This is a genomic window from Rufibacter hautae (genome assembly GCF_008271695.1).
GTDB classification, from domain to species: domain Bacteria; phylum Bacteroidota; class Bacteroidia; order Cytophagales; family Hymenobacteraceae; genus Nibribacter; species Nibribacter hautae.
Genome location: NZ_VKKY01000002.1, coordinates 1467747 through 1484909, shown reverse-complemented (window position 1 = coordinate 1484909; position 17163 = coordinate 1467747). Strand labels below are relative to the sequence as shown.

The 17163-nt window shown below is 50.5% G+C and carries 16 protein-coding genes; 1 reads left to right on the top strand and 15 read right to left on the bottom strand.

Annotated features, from left to right (window positions below; all coding sequences use genetic code 11):
- Positions 1 to 72: 72 nt before the first annotated feature.
- The 10 genes from FOA19_RS15120 to FOA19_RS15075 form a co-directional block, all read right to left on the bottom strand.
- Positions 73 to 1278 (bottom strand): O-antigen ligase family protein, encoded by a 1206-nt coding sequence (locus tag FOA19_RS15120; protein ID WP_190300417.1) that lies wholly within the window; start codon positions 1276 to 1278, stop codon positions 73 to 75.
- 13 nt (positions 1279 to 1291) lie between these two features.
- On the bottom strand, positions 1292 to 2407 hold the full coding sequence (locus FOA19_RS15115) for a glycosyltransferase family 4 protein (RefSeq protein WP_149091616.1): 1116 nt from the start codon (positions 2405 to 2407) through the stop codon (positions 1292 to 1294).
- Positions 2408 to 2472: 65 nt separating this feature from the next.
- Complete coding sequence (locus FOA19_RS15110) at positions 2473 to 3594, bottom strand: glycosyltransferase family 4 protein (RefSeq protein ID WP_223808915.1); 1122 nt, start codon at positions 3592 to 3594, stop codon at positions 2473 to 2475.
- Positions 3575 to 4885, bottom strand: coding sequence for an O-antigen ligase family protein (locus tag FOA19_RS15105; protein WP_190300416.1), 1311 nt, complete (start codon positions 4883 to 4885; stop codon positions 3575 to 3577). Before FOA19_RS15105 ends, FOA19_RS15110 begins: the two co-directional genes overlap by 20 nt.
- Positions 4882 to 5865: a glycosyltransferase family 2 protein gene (locus FOA19_RS15100; protein WP_149091614.1), complete on the bottom strand. Its 984-nt coding sequence runs from the start codon at positions 5863 to 5865 to the stop codon at positions 4882 to 4884. The genes FOA19_RS15105 and FOA19_RS15100 overlap by 4 nt, the downstream gene beginning before the upstream one ends.
- Positions 5866 to 5874: 9 nt before the next feature.
- Positions 5875 to 6816, bottom strand: a complete 942-nt coding sequence (locus FOA19_RS15095; protein WP_190300415.1) for a glycosyltransferase family 2 protein — start codon at positions 6814 to 6816, stop codon at positions 5875 to 5877.
- Between the two features lie 23 nt (positions 6817 to 6839).
- Positions 6840 to 7928 (bottom strand): glycosyltransferase, encoded by a 1089-nt coding sequence (locus tag FOA19_RS15090; protein ID WP_149091612.1) that lies wholly within the window; start codon positions 7926 to 7928, stop codon positions 6840 to 6842.
- Between the two features lie 5 nt (positions 7929 to 7933).
- Positions 7934 to 9052 carry a non-hydrolyzing UDP-N-acetylglucosamine 2-epimerase gene (gene wecB / locus FOA19_RS15085; RefSeq protein ID WP_149091611.1) on the bottom strand — a complete coding sequence of 373 codons (1119 nt, stop codon included), beginning with the start codon at positions 9050 to 9052 and terminating at the stop codon, positions 7934 to 7936.
- A 25-nt stretch (positions 9053 to 9077) separates the two neighbouring features.
- On the bottom strand, positions 9078 to 10193 hold the full coding sequence (locus tag FOA19_RS15080) for a glycosyltransferase family 4 protein (RefSeq protein ID WP_149091610.1): 1116 nt from the start codon (positions 10191 to 10193) through the stop codon (positions 9078 to 9080).
- Positions 10180 to 11703, bottom strand: a complete 1524-nt coding sequence (locus FOA19_RS15075; RefSeq protein WP_190300414.1) for an oligosaccharide flippase family protein — start codon at positions 11701 to 11703, stop codon at positions 10180 to 10182. The genes FOA19_RS15080 and FOA19_RS15075 overlap by 14 nt, the downstream gene beginning before the upstream one ends.
- Before the next feature lie 209 nt (positions 11704 to 11912).
- On the opposite strand from FOA19_RS15075, the gene FOA19_RS15070 reads away from it, so the two are divergent.
- Positions 11913 to 12824, top strand: a complete 912-nt coding sequence (locus tag FOA19_RS15070) for a chain length determinant protein (RefSeq protein WP_149091608.1) — start codon at positions 11913 to 11915, stop codon at positions 12822 to 12824.
- Positions 12825 to 12916: 92 nt separating this feature from the next.
- Here FOA19_RS15070 and FOA19_RS15065 read toward each other — a convergent pair whose 3' ends face one another.
- From FOA19_RS15065 to FOA19_RS15045, 5 genes are all read right to left on the bottom strand, one after another.
- Positions 12917 to 14470 (bottom strand): bifunctional GNAT family N-acetyltransferase/carbon-nitrogen hydrolase family protein, encoded by a 1554-nt coding sequence (locus FOA19_RS15065; protein ID WP_149091607.1) that lies wholly within the window; start codon positions 14468 to 14470, stop codon positions 12917 to 12919.
- Positions 14471 to 14688: 218 nt separating this feature from the next.
- Positions 14689 to 15345 carry a CoA transferase subunit B gene (locus FOA19_RS15060; protein WP_149091606.1) on the bottom strand — a complete coding sequence of 219 codons (657 nt, stop codon included), beginning with the start codon at positions 15343 to 15345 and terminating at the stop codon, positions 14689 to 14691.
- 88 nt (positions 15346 to 15433) lie between these two features.
- Positions 15434 to 15793 carry a four helix bundle protein gene (locus FOA19_RS15055; RefSeq protein ID WP_149091605.1) on the bottom strand — a complete coding sequence of 120 codons (360 nt, stop codon included), beginning with the start codon at positions 15791 to 15793 and terminating at the stop codon, positions 15434 to 15436.
- Between the two features lie 61 nt (positions 15794 to 15854).
- On the bottom strand, positions 15855 to 16547 hold the full coding sequence (locus FOA19_RS15050; RefSeq protein ID WP_149091604.1) for a CoA transferase subunit A: 693 nt from the start codon (positions 16545 to 16547) through the stop codon (positions 15855 to 15857).
- Positions 16548 to 16662: 115 nt separating this feature from the next.
- Entirely contained in the window at positions 16663 to 17067 is a 405-nt protein-coding gene (locus FOA19_RS15045) for a hypothetical protein (RefSeq protein WP_149091603.1), read from the bottom strand.
- Between the last annotated feature and the right edge of the window lie 96 nt (positions 17068 to 17163).

Genomic DNA, 17163 nt, shown 5'->3' with positions numbered 1-17163 from the left:
CAACCTCAAGAAGCGGAAACTTCGTTTTGCAGGCATTTTGCCGAAAACAATGCTAAAACGAAGAAAAGGAATTCAGCTTTTGTGCAGGTGCTCTTTGGGGGCAAACACCAGGAGAGCAACCATAAAGGAAAACAACAGCGTGCCGTCCCGGCGCTGCATGAGGGATTCGGTCAGGCAGCAAATGGCGAAAACGGCTACGAAACTGAACAGGATGAATTCTCTTTTCTGGATGGCTTCCCTGAAGAGAAAGTATAGTACCAGCGCAAAAGCCAGCGCACCTAAAACTCCCAGGGAAACTCCGTGCATGAGGAACTGGTTGTGCGCATCGAACCTGGAATCTACTCCCTCCTGGAACATGTTGGCCTTATAGCTATCCACCAAGGCATTCTCGGTCTCGCCGGGGCTAACGCCCAAAACCGGATGCGCTTTGATGACGTCCAGTGCCGAGGTCCACATCATCTTTCTTTGAGTCACGCCCGCGCTCTCACTGAACTTGATCCTGAGATAGGTTACCTTTTGAAACACCAGCACGCTGGAGGCAATCGTGAACAGAATCACGCCAACCAGCACCACGTATTTTCCGGCCCTAAGCGCCAGGTAAACGCCTACCAAAGCCATCACCAATACCGTAGCCACCAGCGCGGTTCTGGAGGCTAACAGTGCCTGAAACCCAAAGTAAAATACGCAGAAGAAAAGATGCAGCAGAAAAGATGCCTTCTTCTTGGTTAACTTAGTGGAATATAAAAAGTAGCCGTGGATCAAAAGGCATGCCCCAATGTAGAGACTGTAATAAGGTGCGTGAAAGCGGATGTTCTGGGGCAGGAAGTAAGAGAAAAAGGTCCAGTCAATGAGCTGGAGTTGTTCCCAATGCTGGGGATATTTCTCAAAGTATTGCCGTGTAATATCAACGGAAGCGTAGACCGAAAGGCAAAAACAGCTTAAGGAGAAAAACAGCAAGGCTGTATTAATCTGCCTTCTGGTAAGTTGCTTGTAAAACAGGATGGGCAGCAAAGGCAGGGTGCCCTGCAGCACAATGAAGTTCAGCGTGGCTTGGGTTTGGGCGGTGTACACCAGCGACAATATGCAGAGCGCGTAATACCCCATGATCGCCCTGAAAACTTGGTTTTTGACAATAGAGCTCAATCCATTGCCTTGGCGGTAGACATTCCAGACGAAGCCCAAGATCAGCACCAGCAGGAATTCAGTTTTGAAGTTAGACCTTAACGGAACGGCAACGGCATATACATAAACCAGAAAAGCGAAGACTTCTTGGCCCAAGGCGCTTTTCCTTTTAGTTATATCGCCTAAGCTCATCGTATTTCTCATATACAAACTGCCGCATTTCGTCTCTGAACCTGGTTTGGTTGAACTTCTCAACAGATGATCTGATGATTTGTTTGTCATACCGGGCCCCGCTGCCCTCAAATAGCCTGATGGCTTCTTTCAGGCTTTCCTTGTCCTGGGTGGGGAAGAAAATACCGGTTTCCGGGGTGATGGTTTCCAGCGCGCCACCTTTGCCTAAAGCGATGACGGGTGTGCCGCAGGCCTGGGCCTCCACCGGCGTGATGCCAAAATCCTCCTCTGAGGCAAAGACAAACGCTTTGGCCCGCTGCAGATGATCTTTCAGCACCCCAAATGGCTGATACCCCAGCAACGTCACATTAGGCGCAGCGGTAGCTTTTATTTTATTGTAATCAGGTCCTTCGCCAATCACTACCAACTGCTTGTCTGGCATCTCATTGAACGCCTCCACAATCAAGTCAATCCGTTTGTAGGGCACCAGCCGCGAGGCCGTGAAATAGAAGTTCTCCCGTTTCTCTGACAGCGTGAAATTCTCCACGTCTACCGGCGGATAGATGACGGTAGCCTCACGGTTGTAGTTCTTTTTGATGCGACGAGCGATATACTTTGAATTGGCCACGAAATGGTCTACCCGGTTCACCGTTGCCACATCCCAATTCCGGAACCGGTGCAGAATCAGTTTGGCCAGCATGCCTTTGAGGCCGGTGTTCAGGCCGGTTTCCTTCAGGTATTGGTGGTACAGGTCCCAGGCGTAGCGGGCGGGCGAGTGGCAATAGCAAACGTGCAGTTGGTTCGAATGCGTCAAAACGCCTTTGGCCACCGCGTGGCTGCTGGAGATGACCACATCAAATGATGACACGTCTAACTGTTCAATGGCCAGCGGCATCAAAAACAGGTAATTGCGGTAGTGCTTGCGAGCGAAGGGAAGCCGCTGGATGAAAGTAGTGGTAGCCTTTTTGTTGAAAATGTGCTTTCTCAGGTGGTTAGGCATGAAGTCAATGACCGAGAACAGGCTGGCATCGGGGAAAATCTGCAGGAGCTGTTCCACCACCCTTTCCGATCCGGAATAATCCACGAACCACTCATGTACAATCGCTACTTTCACAAAGAATAATTATGATGATGCAGGTACCTGCGATATAGCCTCTATTTGTTCCCGGTAAAACTTCTTTACCCTTTCGGCAGCAGCTCCTTCAGAACGCTCAGGTGCTGGGCTGCTGATTTCTCCCAGGTAAATTCCTTACTCTGTTTTAAGCCTTTTTTTACCAAATCGGCCCGTAAACGTTCGTCAGTTAATACATTCTCCAACTGAATCCTGAGTTCCTCTGCGTCCAAGGCCCGGAAGTACAAAGCCGCGCCGCCGCAAACTTCTGGGATACTAGCCGAGGAGGACGCTACCACCGGGCAACCGCAGGCCATGGATTCCAGCGGCGGCAACCCGAAACCTTCGTACACAGACGGGAAAACCGACAAAGATGCGCATTTGTACAGGAATGGCAATAGCGCATCGGCTACAAAACCGGTAAAATCGACCTTCAAGGCCAGGGAAGGATGCTGCTCCAGAAACTGGAATACCTCCTGGTCGGGCGTGATAAACCCTTGTTTCTGCCCTACAATGACCAAATGGTACTCGGCTTGTAGAGCTGGATTCAGGCTAGCATAGGCTTTCAGCAGCGTAATAAGGTTTTTGTGGGGTTTCACATTGCCCACGTACAACAAGTACTTTTCGGGGAGCTGCGGCAAGGCTTCCCGAAGCTGTTTTGAGGCCTTTTCCGGGAAATCTGCCTTAAAACGCACATTGTCTACCCCGTTGTAGATGACGCTGATTTTTTCTAAAGGGCAGTTTGTATACTTGGCAATCTCGGTTTTGGAGAAGTGCGAGACGGTGATTACCTGGTCTGCCAGCCGCACCGCTGCCTTCATGACCGCCGTGGCATAAAGCTTATGCGCCAGGGGCAAGGTATGTCGGTACGCCAGGTGGTACGTGTCATGGATGGTGACCAGCCTTTTCTTCGCCCTGATGGGCAAAAGCGGGACGTTGTACTGCGGCGACCAGAAAATGTCACAGGAAGGTATCTTAGAAACCAGTTCAACCTGCTCTTTGATAGAGTAGATATCTGCCTCCATTGGGATAACCTGTACCGAAGGTGCCCAGGCCAATCCGTTGAGTTCTTCCGGCTTACCCAGCACCGTTACCTGGAAGGAGGAGAGCAGAAACGGGATCAATTGCTTTAGGTAAACCCCAATCCCGGAGGAGTGGACCATGCGGGCATCAATGACTAGGGAGGGCATTCATTCGTCTTTTGGAGATAATACTCTGGGCCAGCAATAACCCGAACAGAATCCAGTACAGGATGTAATTCACCTTGCCAATGAGGGCCGAGTTGAGGAGACTGCCCGCAAAGAAATACATGCTGGAACCCAGAAAAGCCAGGCAAAGCTGCCTCAGAAGGCGATTTTCTGCAAAGTAAAAGGTATGCAGCGCATAATAAAAGCAGAGGAGGTACAAAGAGAAGTGAATAAGGCCCAGGAAAACGCCATTCTCCAGGAAAAGCTGCAGCCAGTACCCATCGGTGATGATCATCCTGGTGGCGTCGCTGCTGGGGCCTTGGGTGCCGGTGCCCGCCCCAAACAAGTAATTCTCTTTGAGGAACTCCAGGGAATTGTCTATCTGATTGTAATGCTCGGTGGTGGAGGCGATGGTGCTGGCCTCCTGTCCGGTTACCCTCCGCACGATAAAGCTGTCTTTGTAAACATAAGCCAGGGAAAGGAGCGTGATGAACAGGACAAAGCTCACGAGGATGATCCTGATCACGAAGTTGATGGTGAACCTTCCGTAATGCAGAATCAGAATGGTACCGCTTGACAAGAGGAGGCCCACCAAGGTAGCCCGGGTGAAAGTGAAAATGTTGGCAGTAACAATGATGGCCAGATAGAGGAGGTAGATTTTATTGCCGGTGGTCAGCAATTTGGCTACCAGAATTGAAAACAAGGTAATGGTGAAACTGGCGAAAATGATGGTATTGCCCAACAGGGCGGTTGGCCTCACAATGTCCTCGTTGTAGAATTGGAACGTGCCCTCGCCCCTGAGGGCCAGGAAGGAAAGCGGTAGGTTGGCGGAAAACTGAAACTGGAAAATAGCATACAGGCAAAGAACAACTCCCAACAGCACCACGATAGCCAAGCTTCTGTCAATGGGTTTTTCCTTTTTGAATAACAAAGGGATGTAAATGATTGGGGCGGCGTAAAGAATGGTATTCCTGAGGCCTAACACCCTTTCCCTTATGGCATTATCGTCAATGAAAGAAAGCTTGAAAATGGTGAGGCAGAGTAAAACGAGCCAGAATAGGGCAAAAATAACGTAATCTGTGTGGACCTTTTTGCTTGTTAAACTGAATACGACCAGGGTAAAAACCGTGTGCCCAAGGAGGAGCAAAATGAGTAGGTCAATTAAGATTGTACCCAGGTTCAGCTTCGTGAAAGAAAGGAAATTGGTGATAAAGCCACTAAACAGCAACGTTACTATTAAAAGTAATAGCAAGATATGAGAGATAGAAACCGTATACTGCGTTGCCTGCTTCATTTGGTTTGGGCCATCAACTTGAATACCGTGGCGGCTCTTAGAAACTGCAGCCTTGACACCCGCAGCAAAGCAGAGGCCGTGAGTAACAAGTAAAGCTTAAGGGTCCTTTCGGGGTAGAACTTCCTGAAAAAAATGATTTTGCTTCTGATGCCGTGGTAATCGGCTAGATCGCTTTTCTGCTTCCCTGAGGAACTGGACCCAATGGTTTGTCCCTCTTTGTGGTACACCCGGCTAGACCACACGTACCCTAACGCATACCCAGCCCTTGCTGCCCTGGTAGCCCAGTCAAGCTCTTCAAAGTAAAGAAAGTAATCCTCGCTTAAAAGCCCAACCTCAGCCAGAAACTTTCTACTGACAAAAAGGGAAGCCCCAATCACATAGTCCTGCTGCAGCTCAAGGACGTTATGTTGTGGCCCATCCGTTTCTCCTTCGGCAAGATGGCGGGTAGTGAAAGTACGTAAATCCAGCTTACCGCCTACGGCTTGTATTACCTTGGGCTGGTGATAGTACAGCAGTTTTGAACCCCAGATGCCCACGGGTTTTGCCGAGTTTTGGTCAAAATGTGCCCTTTTCACCAACTCCTCCAGTGCGTTCGGGTCCACGGTGGTGTCGTTGTTTAGAAGCCACAGGTAGTCATGGTCCTTTTTCTTCAGCGCATACCTTATTCCCAGGTTGTTGCCCGCCGCGAAACCTGCGTTTTTATCGGCCTTGATAAACATCACCTGAGGGCCCTGTTCAGGAAGGGAACTGCCATGAGTAACCTCGTTTTCCGATAAAGCCTGGTAGAAGGGAAGGTTTTCCTGGGCCCAGTTGGTCAAGTGAAGGAATGACCCGTTGGGAGAATCATTGTCCACTACAATGATCTCCTTGTTTTGATAGGTTAGCCTCAATAGGCTGGCAAGGCACTCTACGGTGTCTTGCCAGCTCAAGTAGTTGAGCACTACAATGTATACTTTGGGTTGATGTTCCTGCACGGTCATGTTCCTTCCTTATCCTCTTAAAAGCAGACTCAGGTTATTCTTCCAGGAAGACCTTAAAAACCGGTAGTTGATCAATTGCCGCTTTCTACCTAATAAGCCTTTTTCTTTCAGGGCGATAAAGGCTTCTAAAATCCGTTGATGGGCCGGGTTCAAGGATAATCTGTTTTGATGGTGTAAGTGAAAAGCTTCGGCTTGTTTTATCTCTCCTGCTAAAAGTTGAAGATTGTTTTTCAGGGCTTTTTCTAAAACAAAGGCTAAATGACGGAATAAACCTTTGCGCTGGGCACCTACTGCATTATAAGAATGCTGCCGGTATAGAACTGTTGGCTCATGAAGATATTTTACCTGGCCAAAGTAGCTGGCCGTCAAAAGCAACCAGACATCATGCATGAGCGCTTCCTTGGGGATGGGCAAGGCCAGTTCTTTGGTGGCTTTATTGAGGAGGATGGTGCAGCCGGTGGCCACATTTTCCACCAATGCTCTGTTCAACGAATTGTACTCTGGGTTTAGCCCCATGTGGTGCCAATAGGAAGCATCAATCACCTTCAGGTTTTCCTCCACCACTTTCAAATCGGTAAAGACCAAGGCGGGTGTTCCTTTCGACGAGCTTTTCTCTAGTTCCTGCAAGCAGGTTAAAGTCTCCTTTATCTTACCGGGCAACCAGACATCATCCTGGTCACATAAGGCAATGTAGTCTCCGGTAGCTGCCGCTATGGCTCGGGAGAAATTCTGGACTACTCCAGCTTGTGGAGCGTTAGCGTGGATGATCAGGTTATGCCTGTTCCATGCCATTTCCTTAAGGATCTCAAGGGTACCGTCCGTTGATCCGTCATCGAATATAATAACCTCAAGATGCTGGTGGGTTTGGGCAAAAATAGAGGCAAGCTGTTCCCTGATGTACTTTTCCCCGTTGTAGGTAGCCAAGGCAACGGAGACCAACGGTTCTGCCATAGGGTTTTCAGGTAAAACAGCCATTATGCTAACGCTTCTGGTTGGAAGAGAACATCCTCAATCTTCAAAGGATCTTGCAGGATACGGAGAACAATCTCTTTGTTCTTCTGGCTGGTCCGCTTAGGTAGATTATCGTTCAAAGACCTGTAGTCCAGAAACTCATATCCAAGGTCGGCAAAGTCTCCAATGTCCTGCAGCTTGACAATAGGCGTAAGGCCAAAGTATAGGTATTCCATCAATTTGGTGGGGCTGGCCACCCGGTTCAGGATATGGTCATCCCTGAGGATGAACCCGTAGTCTGCCAACGCATAATAATAGCCTAACATAGAAGGAGGCACGCTTCTGAAAATGAAAGAATTGGTATTGACGCTTACCTGCTCCGCCACTGCTTTTACAGCCTCTACCTCGCCGCTGAGGATGATGAATCTGTAATTGGGGTTTTGGAGCCTTTGAATGCACTGGAACATGAGGTCCACATTCTGCCATTTCTGGGCCGAGCCGCTGTAGATAAAAACCACTTCTGAGCCGGTAAGGTCTAGTTCTTCTCTGGTTTTGTCTAGTAAACCTTGGTCTAACCCAGCCGGCATATTGGGCTTAATGGAGTACACCAGGTGGTTTCTATTCCTGATGCCCGGGTGTTTCTGAAGGTAATACCCTTTCATTTTATGGGTCACGTAAATGAAAGTGTCTACATAGGGAACCGCCTCCTGCTCCACCCAGGAAAATAGCCTGCTTTTCTTTAACTCGCCTGAAAACGCAAGCTCTTCTGGTACCACGCCGTGCACATCAAGCACCACCTTCGTTTTCCGATGATGGAGCTTAAGGAAAGGTAAGGCTGGGAAAGCGTTGAAGATGGAGTGGATGTACACCAGGTCTGCCTGCCTGAATTTCTGCAGAATCAGGAAGAAGTGAGTGAAAAGGTTTAGCGTCAAAATGGTGAGCTGCTCCTCTTTGATCTCCGTTTTTCTGAATGCCCTTACCAACCTGATGTTCAGGTACGTGCGTGTATGCCCTATCAAACAGTCATCAATGTGTTTGACCCGCTGCATCATTCCTTCCCCAATAGTACGGTCTGTAGGGTAAGGCGTCACGAAAACAATCTCTTTAGGCATAAGGATTACAGTTGAATTCCCTGCAGAAGCGAGACAATCTGTTGGGAGGTGGTGCCGTCTCCATAAGGATTGACGGCATTGGCCATGGATTCGTACACCGGCTGGTCTTGAAGCAACTCAGTTACCTTCTGCACAATGGTTTGCCGGTCTGTGCCCACCAGCGCAGCGGTACCCGCCTCAATGCCTTCGGTTCTTTCGGTAACCTCCCGCATCACCAACACGGGTTTGCCCAGCGAAGGAGCCTCTTCCTGGATTCCTCCCGAGTCGGTGAGCACCAGGTAGCTTTTTTCCATGAGCCACAGCAGATGAGGGTACTCCAGGGGAGCCAGCAAATGGATGTTGGGCTGATCGCTTAAAATGCGGTTCACGACCCCTTGCACGTTTGGGTTCAAATGCACCGGGTACACCACTTCCACATCCTCAAACGTCTGGGCAATTTTCTTTATCGCAAGGCAGATGTTTTCAAAGGGCGCCCCGAAGCTCTCCCGGCGGTGACCGGTGACTAAGATGATTTTCTTGGTGAAATCAAGCTTGTGGAAGAACCGAAGGTAAGTCGCCTCTTCTTCTTTTAAGATGCTCAAACCTAAATACAGCGCGTCAATGACCGTATTTCCCACCACATAGACATTGTCCCGGATGTTTTCCTGAGCCAGGTTCTTCTGGGCAGTGTTAGTCGGCGCAAAGTGGAAATCCGCGAGATGGCCGATCATGATCCGGTTGCCTTCCTCAGGAAAAGGGGACTGCCGGTTGCCGCTTCTCAGGCCGGCTTCTAAATGGGCTACTTTTATCTTCTTGTAATAGCTGCCCAGCGCACCTAAAAAGGCCGTGGTGGTATCGCCCTGCACAAACACCAAAGAGGGGGTGCAATCCTCCAAAACAGCCTCCAGTGCTTTCAGGCCCTTGGAGGTGATGTCAAATAAACTCTGATCTGGCTGCATAAGGTTGAGGTCATAGTCTGGGGTGATGGAGAAGAACGCCAGCACCTGGTCCAGCATGTGCCGGTGCTGGCCAGTGATGCAGGTAATGGCCTGGAATAGCTCAGGAAAACGGCTGAATTCTTTGATCAAAGGAGCCATTTTGATGGCCTCGGGGCGCGTGCCAAAGACAAAAAGGATTTTCTTCATGGGGATGTGCGGTTCCTATACTTTTCTACCTCTGGTTGACCAAGTGTAAGATCAAATCCTTGTATTTCTTGCCCATGGCCTCTACAGAATAATCCGCGGCGGCGGTATGCGAGGCCTTGCGGCTCATCTTCTCCAACAGGTCACGATGAATGTACAGGTAGGTGATTTTCTCCACAAACATATCTATATTATCATTTCCATCAATCAAGAAACCGGTTTCTCCGTCTTTTATGACAGGAGTGGTTATGTTCTCCAGCCTGGTCACCAGAGGAAGACAGCCGCACACCAAGGCCTCCAGGAGGACTACGCTGAATCCCTCAAAAAACGAAGGCATGAGCATAACGTGGGAAGACAATAGCAGTTGGTACACTTCTATGGTCTGAAGAGAACCCGCAAACCGGACCGCCTCCAGAAGGTTCTTTTCCTGGAATAGCTTTTTGAGTTCATCTTCATCAGGGCCGGTGCCCGCGATGACGAGGCGAAGGTTCAACCCTTGTTTTAGGCAGGTTTCCAAAATTTCAGGCAGAAAAAAGACTCCCTTTTGGGCGTGCTCCAGTCGGCCCACAAACACTAGGGTGAACGGTTTGCCTTGTCTTTCTTCTTTCAACCCTAAAGTCTGCGGAAGGTCCACGCCGTTTCTGATCTGGTAAATGCTGCTGTGCGGCGCCCATTGTTTTGCGAGTTCCTCTACCAATGGACCAACCGCGACCACGGCATCAAGGGAGGAGGCATGCATCAACCCAATCTCAAAGATGGAGGAATCGGTGTTGTGTAGAACAGAAACGGTCTTGGTCTTCGAAAAACGCCTTAAAAACGGCACCGCCCGTTGGCCATAGCGGGTATGGTTGAGCAGAATGACATCGTACTTCTTCCGGAAAATATACGTCAAAGCCTTCAGGTAATGGAAAGTTCTTTGCAGTTTGGTTTCAAGACCGCTATGCGAAAGAAAGACACTTTTAAGGCCGGCTTCCCCTATTTGGTCAAACCATGCGCCTCTCTCAGAGAAGACGGTAATTTCCACGTCCATGCCCTGGGCCTGCAGGTACTTCCCCAGCCGCAGCAACGCCATCTCCATGCCGCCGCCGTGGAAGGCATAGGTGAACATTCCTACTTTGAGGGGTGCTTTCTCAGGCTTTGCCATTTTTGAGCAGAAATTTAGAAAACAGCCTTAAAACGCCCATTCTTACCTCGTGGCTGATCACCATTTTGAAGAGGATGAATTCCACTACCACGATGGCGGCAATCCCATAAAGGAAACGGTAACTATTTCCCACGGCCAGCGAGGCGACCACCAGAAAAACGCTGAGTAACACGGCCGCCAGGATCTGTTTCACCAGTTGGGCTGCCACATGCTTGCGCAGCAAATAAAGACTCAGGAAATTGATAAACAGGTAAGCGGCGCCACTTCCGTAGGCAACGGCATTGGCCCCGTAAGCCCCTGCGAATAGATAGGTGGCGAGGATAAGCAGCAGGCCATAGGTAAGGTTGGTGGTAAACCCGATCCACATTTTGCCCGTGGATTGCACAAACGCCCCCAAAACGCTGCCGGCGCTAGCCACAATCACGCTCCAGACCGACCCGATGAGCACATCCTGGCTGTTCCTGAACTCCTGCCCGTAGATAAACAGCACCGTGTCTGGGAAGAACATAAACAGGGTGCCTACCGGGAAAATCACCAGCACGGTAATGCTCTGGAAAAGCCCTAGGGTTTTGTGCGAAGAAGAATCCTCGGGGCCGGATAACTCCGCGGAAAGCAGCGGAAGGAGCACCTGGGCGATGATGTTGGGCATGAGCATGAGCAGGTTCTTCCACTGGTTGGCCACATTGAGCTGCCCCAGTTCAGAAAATCCTGCCACCTGCCGCACCAGCAGAAGATTGGTGACCCAGACCGCCGCAATCACCGATAGGTTACTCAGCAGCGCCGGCACCGCAAATTGCCGCAGAATGGAAACCTCCTCCAGCGCCCCTTGGAGGCTGATGTTTAACCCAAACCGCTGCAGGTTCTTCCGGAGAAACAAAAAAGCGATGAACACGCCAAGTCCAGAGGAAAGGGTAGTAGCCAGAACGGCTCCGTTGATTCCAAATAGATAAGACCCTAGGGAGGCCGCAGCCAGGTACAGGATCCCGCGGAGTAGGTTACTCACGCCAATACCCGGGAAAGCCTCCAACCCTGAAAGGATCCCCAGAATCACCCCGGAGACAGCATTGAAAAAAATCTGGAGCGCCCCGATCCGGAACAAAGGATTCAAACGCGGTTCCTGGATAAAGGGGACTGTAATCAGCTGGGGCCAAATGAGCAGAAGCAGCGTGGCGCCTAACCCTAACACCAAGGAAAAAGCCAGTGCCAACCCAATAATCCGGCTGGCCTTCAAGGCATTTTTCTGTTTGTGTTCTGCTACGTATTTGGTGGTGGTCAGCCCAAACCCAAGCCCGGCAATCTCGCCCAACAAAGCAAAGGTGCTCACCGTCAGGCTGATTTCCCCGTACCCGGTTTGCCCGAAAAAGCGGGCCAGGAAGATCGTTACCAGAAGGTTGGAGCCTTGCAGGCCCACGGTGCTTACCAGAATCCAGAAAGCGCCTTTGTTGAACCTTCCAAGCAAGCTTTCAGAGAACAGGAGGGAGCTTAGCTTATTTTTTAAATCAAATATCATTAATGGCTGAGGGTCTGGGAAGCGGTACCAAGCAACAGACGAGATCATCTGGGGTAACGCTCTAATTTTGAACAGCTTGTGCCCAAAAAGACCAAGGTCCATGGGCAAGAGGAAATGGCCAAAGATAGAGAAATATGCGGGAATGCTTTTCTGAAAGATTTTATAAAGTTTTTTCTATTTTTGAGGCCTTCCCTACAAAGAAAAGCACCATGAACAGAATATCCCGTGAGGAAAGATCAGCCGATGAAATTGATCTGAGGGTGGTTTTTGAGAAGATAGGACACCTGATCAAGAAGGTGTTTGGCTATCTCAGGAGTGCTGTTCTCATGGTTTTCCGCCGATGGCCCTTATTCCTGCTCCTGACCTTGTTGGGCAGTGGGTTAGGCTTCATGGATTTCAAAAACAAAAGACCCTATTACAGATCCTCCATGACGGTGTTGCCAGCGGCGGCCATCCGGAACGAGTTTTTCCAGGACCAGGTGAACAGGTTGGCGAAACTGGTGCAGGACGCGAATTTTGAGGTAGTGGCCGCCGACCTGAAGATGAGCGTGGACAGTGCTTCCCAGATCAAGGGAATCGGGTATTTCAACATAGACCCGGAGAAGGTTCCGGTAGACAGTGTGCTACAGGGTGCCCCGTTCAGGGTGGATGTGGAATTGTATGACAACAAATTTTACCAACCCGTGCAAAAGGCGCTGATAGCGTATTTAGATAGTAACCCTTATTTCTCCAGAAGTACCCAAGCGAAGCGGGAGCAGATGAGAAGCATGATAGAAAAACTCAGGGTAGACATCGCCTCCATTGACAGCATCAAACGGACGGCCGTAGAACTGAGAGGTCCCGTGAACGGCTTTGTGTACGGTGAACCCCTTGACCCCACCGAACTGTACCGGCAGAGTGCCGAGTTGTTTGAAAAACAGGCCTACCTGGAAGCTCAGTTACAAAATCTAGAGACGGTACAGGTGGTGGTAGGTTTTGCGCCCATTACGCACCCCACCGGCCCCAATGAGAAATTGCATTTGGTAGTGGGCGCCATGCTGGGGTTTGTGGCCGCGTTTTTACTGGCACTCTGGCTTGAATATAGACTCCTGCAGAAAAGAAAGAGATTCCAAAATCTGTAGAAACTTAAGTTCTTTGGTTAGTTCTAAGAAAACAGCCCCTAAACAGCAAAGGCCGGTATGTACCGGCCTTCGCTGTTTAGGGGCTGTTTTATTTAAATCTCGGTTAAATCATCTTCTTTCTGGTGCAACCAGCTCAGGTTGTACAAATCCTTCCGGCGGTCTCTCAGGTTTCGGACGCTACCGGTGGTGTTCAGGTCTTTGAGCAGGTCCAGGTCAAGGTCGGCAATGAGGGTCATCTCCGTGTTAGGCGTGGCCTCGGCGATGATGGCATCGTGCGGGAAAGCCACATCGGAAGGGGAGAAGACTGCCGACTGCGAGTACTGGATGTCCATGTTCTCCACACGCGGCAAGTTACCCACGCTACCCGTGATGGCTACGTAGCACTCGTTCTCAATGGCACGGGCCTGGGCGCAGTGCCGTACCCGCAGGTACGCGTTCTTGGTATCGGTCTGGTAAGGCACAAAGAGGATTTTCATATCCTGGTCAGACAGCATCCGGGCCAGTTCCGGGAATTCCACGTCATAGCAGATCAGCAAGCCAATCTTCCCGAAATCGGTATCAAAGACACTCAGCTTATTACCGCCGCGCATCCCCCAGTACTGAGACTCATCTGGGGTTACGTGCAGTTTGTACTGCTTGTCATAGGTTCCGTCGCGGCGGCAGAGGTAGCTCACATTGTGCAGTTTATTGTCAATGTACTCTGGCATGCTGCCCGCAATGATGTTGATGTTGTATGACAGCGCCAGGTGAATAAGACGCTCACGGATACCATCAGTATACTCAGCCAGTTTCCTGATAGCCGCCGATGGTGATTTTTCATCAGACAAGGCCATAAGCGGCGCATTGAAGAACTCGGGGAACATGACCAAATCCGCTTTGTAGGAACTCACGGTATCCACGAAGAACTCCACCTGTTGCTCAAAATCTTCCAGCGAGGTCATCTGACGCATCTGCCATTGGATGACCCCAATCCGGACCACACGTTTGGTACCGCCCACCAGGGTTTCCTTTTCCTCATAGTAAACGTTGATCCACTCCAGCAGAGAAGCATAGGCTTTGGATTCTTTGTCCTGCGGCATGTAGCCTCGGATGATCTTCCGGACGTGGAAGCCGTTGCTGAGCTGGAAAGTAAGGATAGGGTCATAAATCTCCTTGTTTCTCACCTGCTCAATGTACTTGCCGGGCGTCATTTTATCGGAGTGCTCCTTGTAGCCGGGAATCCGTCCGCCCAGGATGATACCGCGCAGGTTCAGGTTCTCGCAGAGCTCTTTGCGGGCATCGTAGAGCCGACGGCCCAGACGAAGATTGCGGTACTCTGGGTGCACAAAAACGTCTACGCCGTACAGGGTATCACCATCATTGTCATGGGTATCAAACTTACCGCCGCCCACAATCTGGTCATAGGTGTGCTTGTCGCCGTACTCAGAGTACTGCACAATAAGGCTGAGAGCCGCGGCCACTACCCGGCCTTTGTCTTCAATACAGAGCTGTCCTTCGGGGAAACGCTTCAACAGCGAAGCGAATTCTTTCTGGGTCCAGGAGCCGCCTATGTTGGTATAAACCAGCTCCATGATTTGTTTCACTTCCTTGTAGTCAGAAGTGGTAAGCTGACGGAGAATTAACTTATGTTCGGTGTTTTCACTCATGATTTTAAAAATTCATTAGAAAACGCTTCCTGCCGGTGTGCCTGTTTTCAAGAGGAGGCAAGCGCCGCAGAAAAAACGTTCTATCAAGGGTTCAACGGCTGTATGCCAGGGGTAAGCTAAGCGTATACGGCGTTTTAGCCGCGTTTTCCTGAAATCAGGTGAAAAATAGCGTACGCGCTTAGGTATCCTGGCTTTTGGCCGATTGGTAACAAAGATAGTTACACATTAATTTCCGGAATCTCGCCTTGTACGGTTAATTTTCCGGCAGTGGCCGCTTGGATCTGCTCCACTGTGACGCCGGGGGCCCGCTCCAGCAGCTTGAACCCGTCCTCAGTGACTTCCAGTACCGCCAGGTCCGTGACAATTTTCTTCACGCAACGCAAGCCGGTGATGGGCAGGCTACAGTCTTTCAATAGTTTGGATTGCCCGTCTTTGGAGGTGTGCTGCATGGCCACGATGATGTTTTTGGCCGAGGCCACCAAGTCCATGGCGCCGCCCATGCCTTTGACCATCTTACCCGGTATTTTCCAGTTGGCGATGTCGCCGCGCTCTGATACTTCCATGGCGCCCAACACCGTCAACTGCACGTGCTCGCCCCTGATCATCCCGAAGCTCTCGGCGGAACTGAAGATGGCCGAGCCCGGCAACGTGGTCACCGTCTGTTTTCCGGCATTGATCATGTCAGGGTCTACCTCGTCCTCGGTAGGGAAGGGACCCATCCCCAGGAGCCCGTTTTCGCTCTGCAGCACCACGTTCATCCCCTCGGGGATGTAGTTGGCCACCAGGGTAGGAATCCCGATGCCCAGGTTCACATAATATCCTTCCTGCAATTCCCTTGCAATCCGTTTGGCAATGCCGTGTTTATCTAAAGCCATAATTAATGTGCTAATGGGTTAATGTGCTGATGTGCTATTGATGATGTGCTAATGGATGAATGTGCTAAACTGCTATTTAGTTAATGTGCTATTTGTTTTTTGAGGAGGAGATGATTCTGGAAAGTAGTTTCTGAAGTTCTAACAGCTTCTCCAATTTGTCTTCAATGGTCGGGTACTGTTGGCTGTGCTTGCAGAGCAAAAGCCAGTACTCCGTTTCATTTGCTTCTTTGGCGGCAATCTTGAGTTTATGGACAAAATCAGCGCGGCTCTCCGCGTGCTGGGCTTCCCAAACGTTGGCCCCAATAGAAGTACCGCTTTTCAACAACTGATTAGCTACCACAAACTTCCGAAGTTCCTCCAAGGCTTCGCTGTATTGAATAATGGACAAAGCAAAGTCAAAAGACTTTGCCACGATGGCATTCCCCTTCTTTACAGGTTCATTTTCCATAATTGATCCATTTGTTTATTTACCAGAGGATAGCACATCAGCACATTAAACAATTAGCACATTACCGAGTAGTCCTTTGCTCAATGCGTTTCTCGTAGTCTTTGCCCTGGAAGATGCGCTGCACGTAGATGCCGGGGGTATGGATCATGTTGGGGTCCAGCTCGCCAACGGGCACCAGTTCCTCTACTTCGGCAATGGTGATTTTGCCGGCGGTGGCCATCATGGGGTTGAAATTGCGGGCGGTGCCTTTGTAGATGAGGTTGCCGGCGGTGTCGCCTTTCCAGGCTTTCACCAGCGCGAAATCGGCTTTGAGCCAAGTTTCCATGAGGTACATTTTGCCGTGGAACTCGCGGCTTTCCTTGCCCTCGCCTACCTCGGTGCCGTAGCCGGCTGGGGTGAAGAACGCCGGGATGCCTGCCCCGCCGGCCCTGATGCGCTCGGCCAACGTGCCCTGCGGGATCAGTTCCACCTCCAGTTCCCCGGAAAGCAATTGGCGCTCAAACTCGGCATTTTCGCCTACGTAGCTGGAGATCATCTTTTTCACCTGGCGGCGCTGCAAAAGCAACCCGATGCCGAAATCATCTACCCCGGCGTTGTTGGAGATACAGGTCAAGTCTTTGATGCCTTTGCGCAGGATTTCCTGTATGGAGTTCTCGGGAATGCCGCACAGGCCAAAGCCGCCCAGCATGAGGGTGGCGCCATCGGGGATGTCTGCACAGGCTGAGGCGGCGTCTTGCACTACTTTGTTTATCATAGGATTAGGTCAGTATCTGTTGGTGGTAAAGGTTTCTAATAATGGAAAGTGCTATTGTAAGCGGTCACCTGTTTACGGCTTCTTTTTGGAAAAACAGGCCTAACAGGAACCCAGCTCACGGCATGCGGCGCGCCGACATCATTCCGCCGAAATACGCCATGGGCAGGAAAATCAGAAAAGCAACTATCTTGAACCAGAGCGGGTAAGAAGCGGGCAGGAGATTGGCCAGGCCCATGGCCAATAAAAAAACGCCCACCAGCAGGGCATGCAGAATGAGTCTCCGGTGCGTTACCCGGGCTGCCACCATGCCGCCAAAAAAAGAGCCCAGGGCAAAGCCCAACAAGTTCACCAGAAGGCCTTCGGTGGGATAGCCGGGGAGGGACCCCGCCATGATATCTACTTCCGGAACGATGATTTGCGCGAGAGTAGGGTAGAGTTGCTGGCTCATGGTCTGCACCAGGCTGATGGTGAATACGCCCACTGCGGTTCCGCCTAAAACTGCGAGAATGCTTCTGAACATGGAACAGTCTTGTGATAGATGAAAATCCAGAACCCGGCTTCCTTCCCCCTCTTCCTTTTTCGTGAAAGCCCGGGGTGAAGTTACGGATTTGCCAGA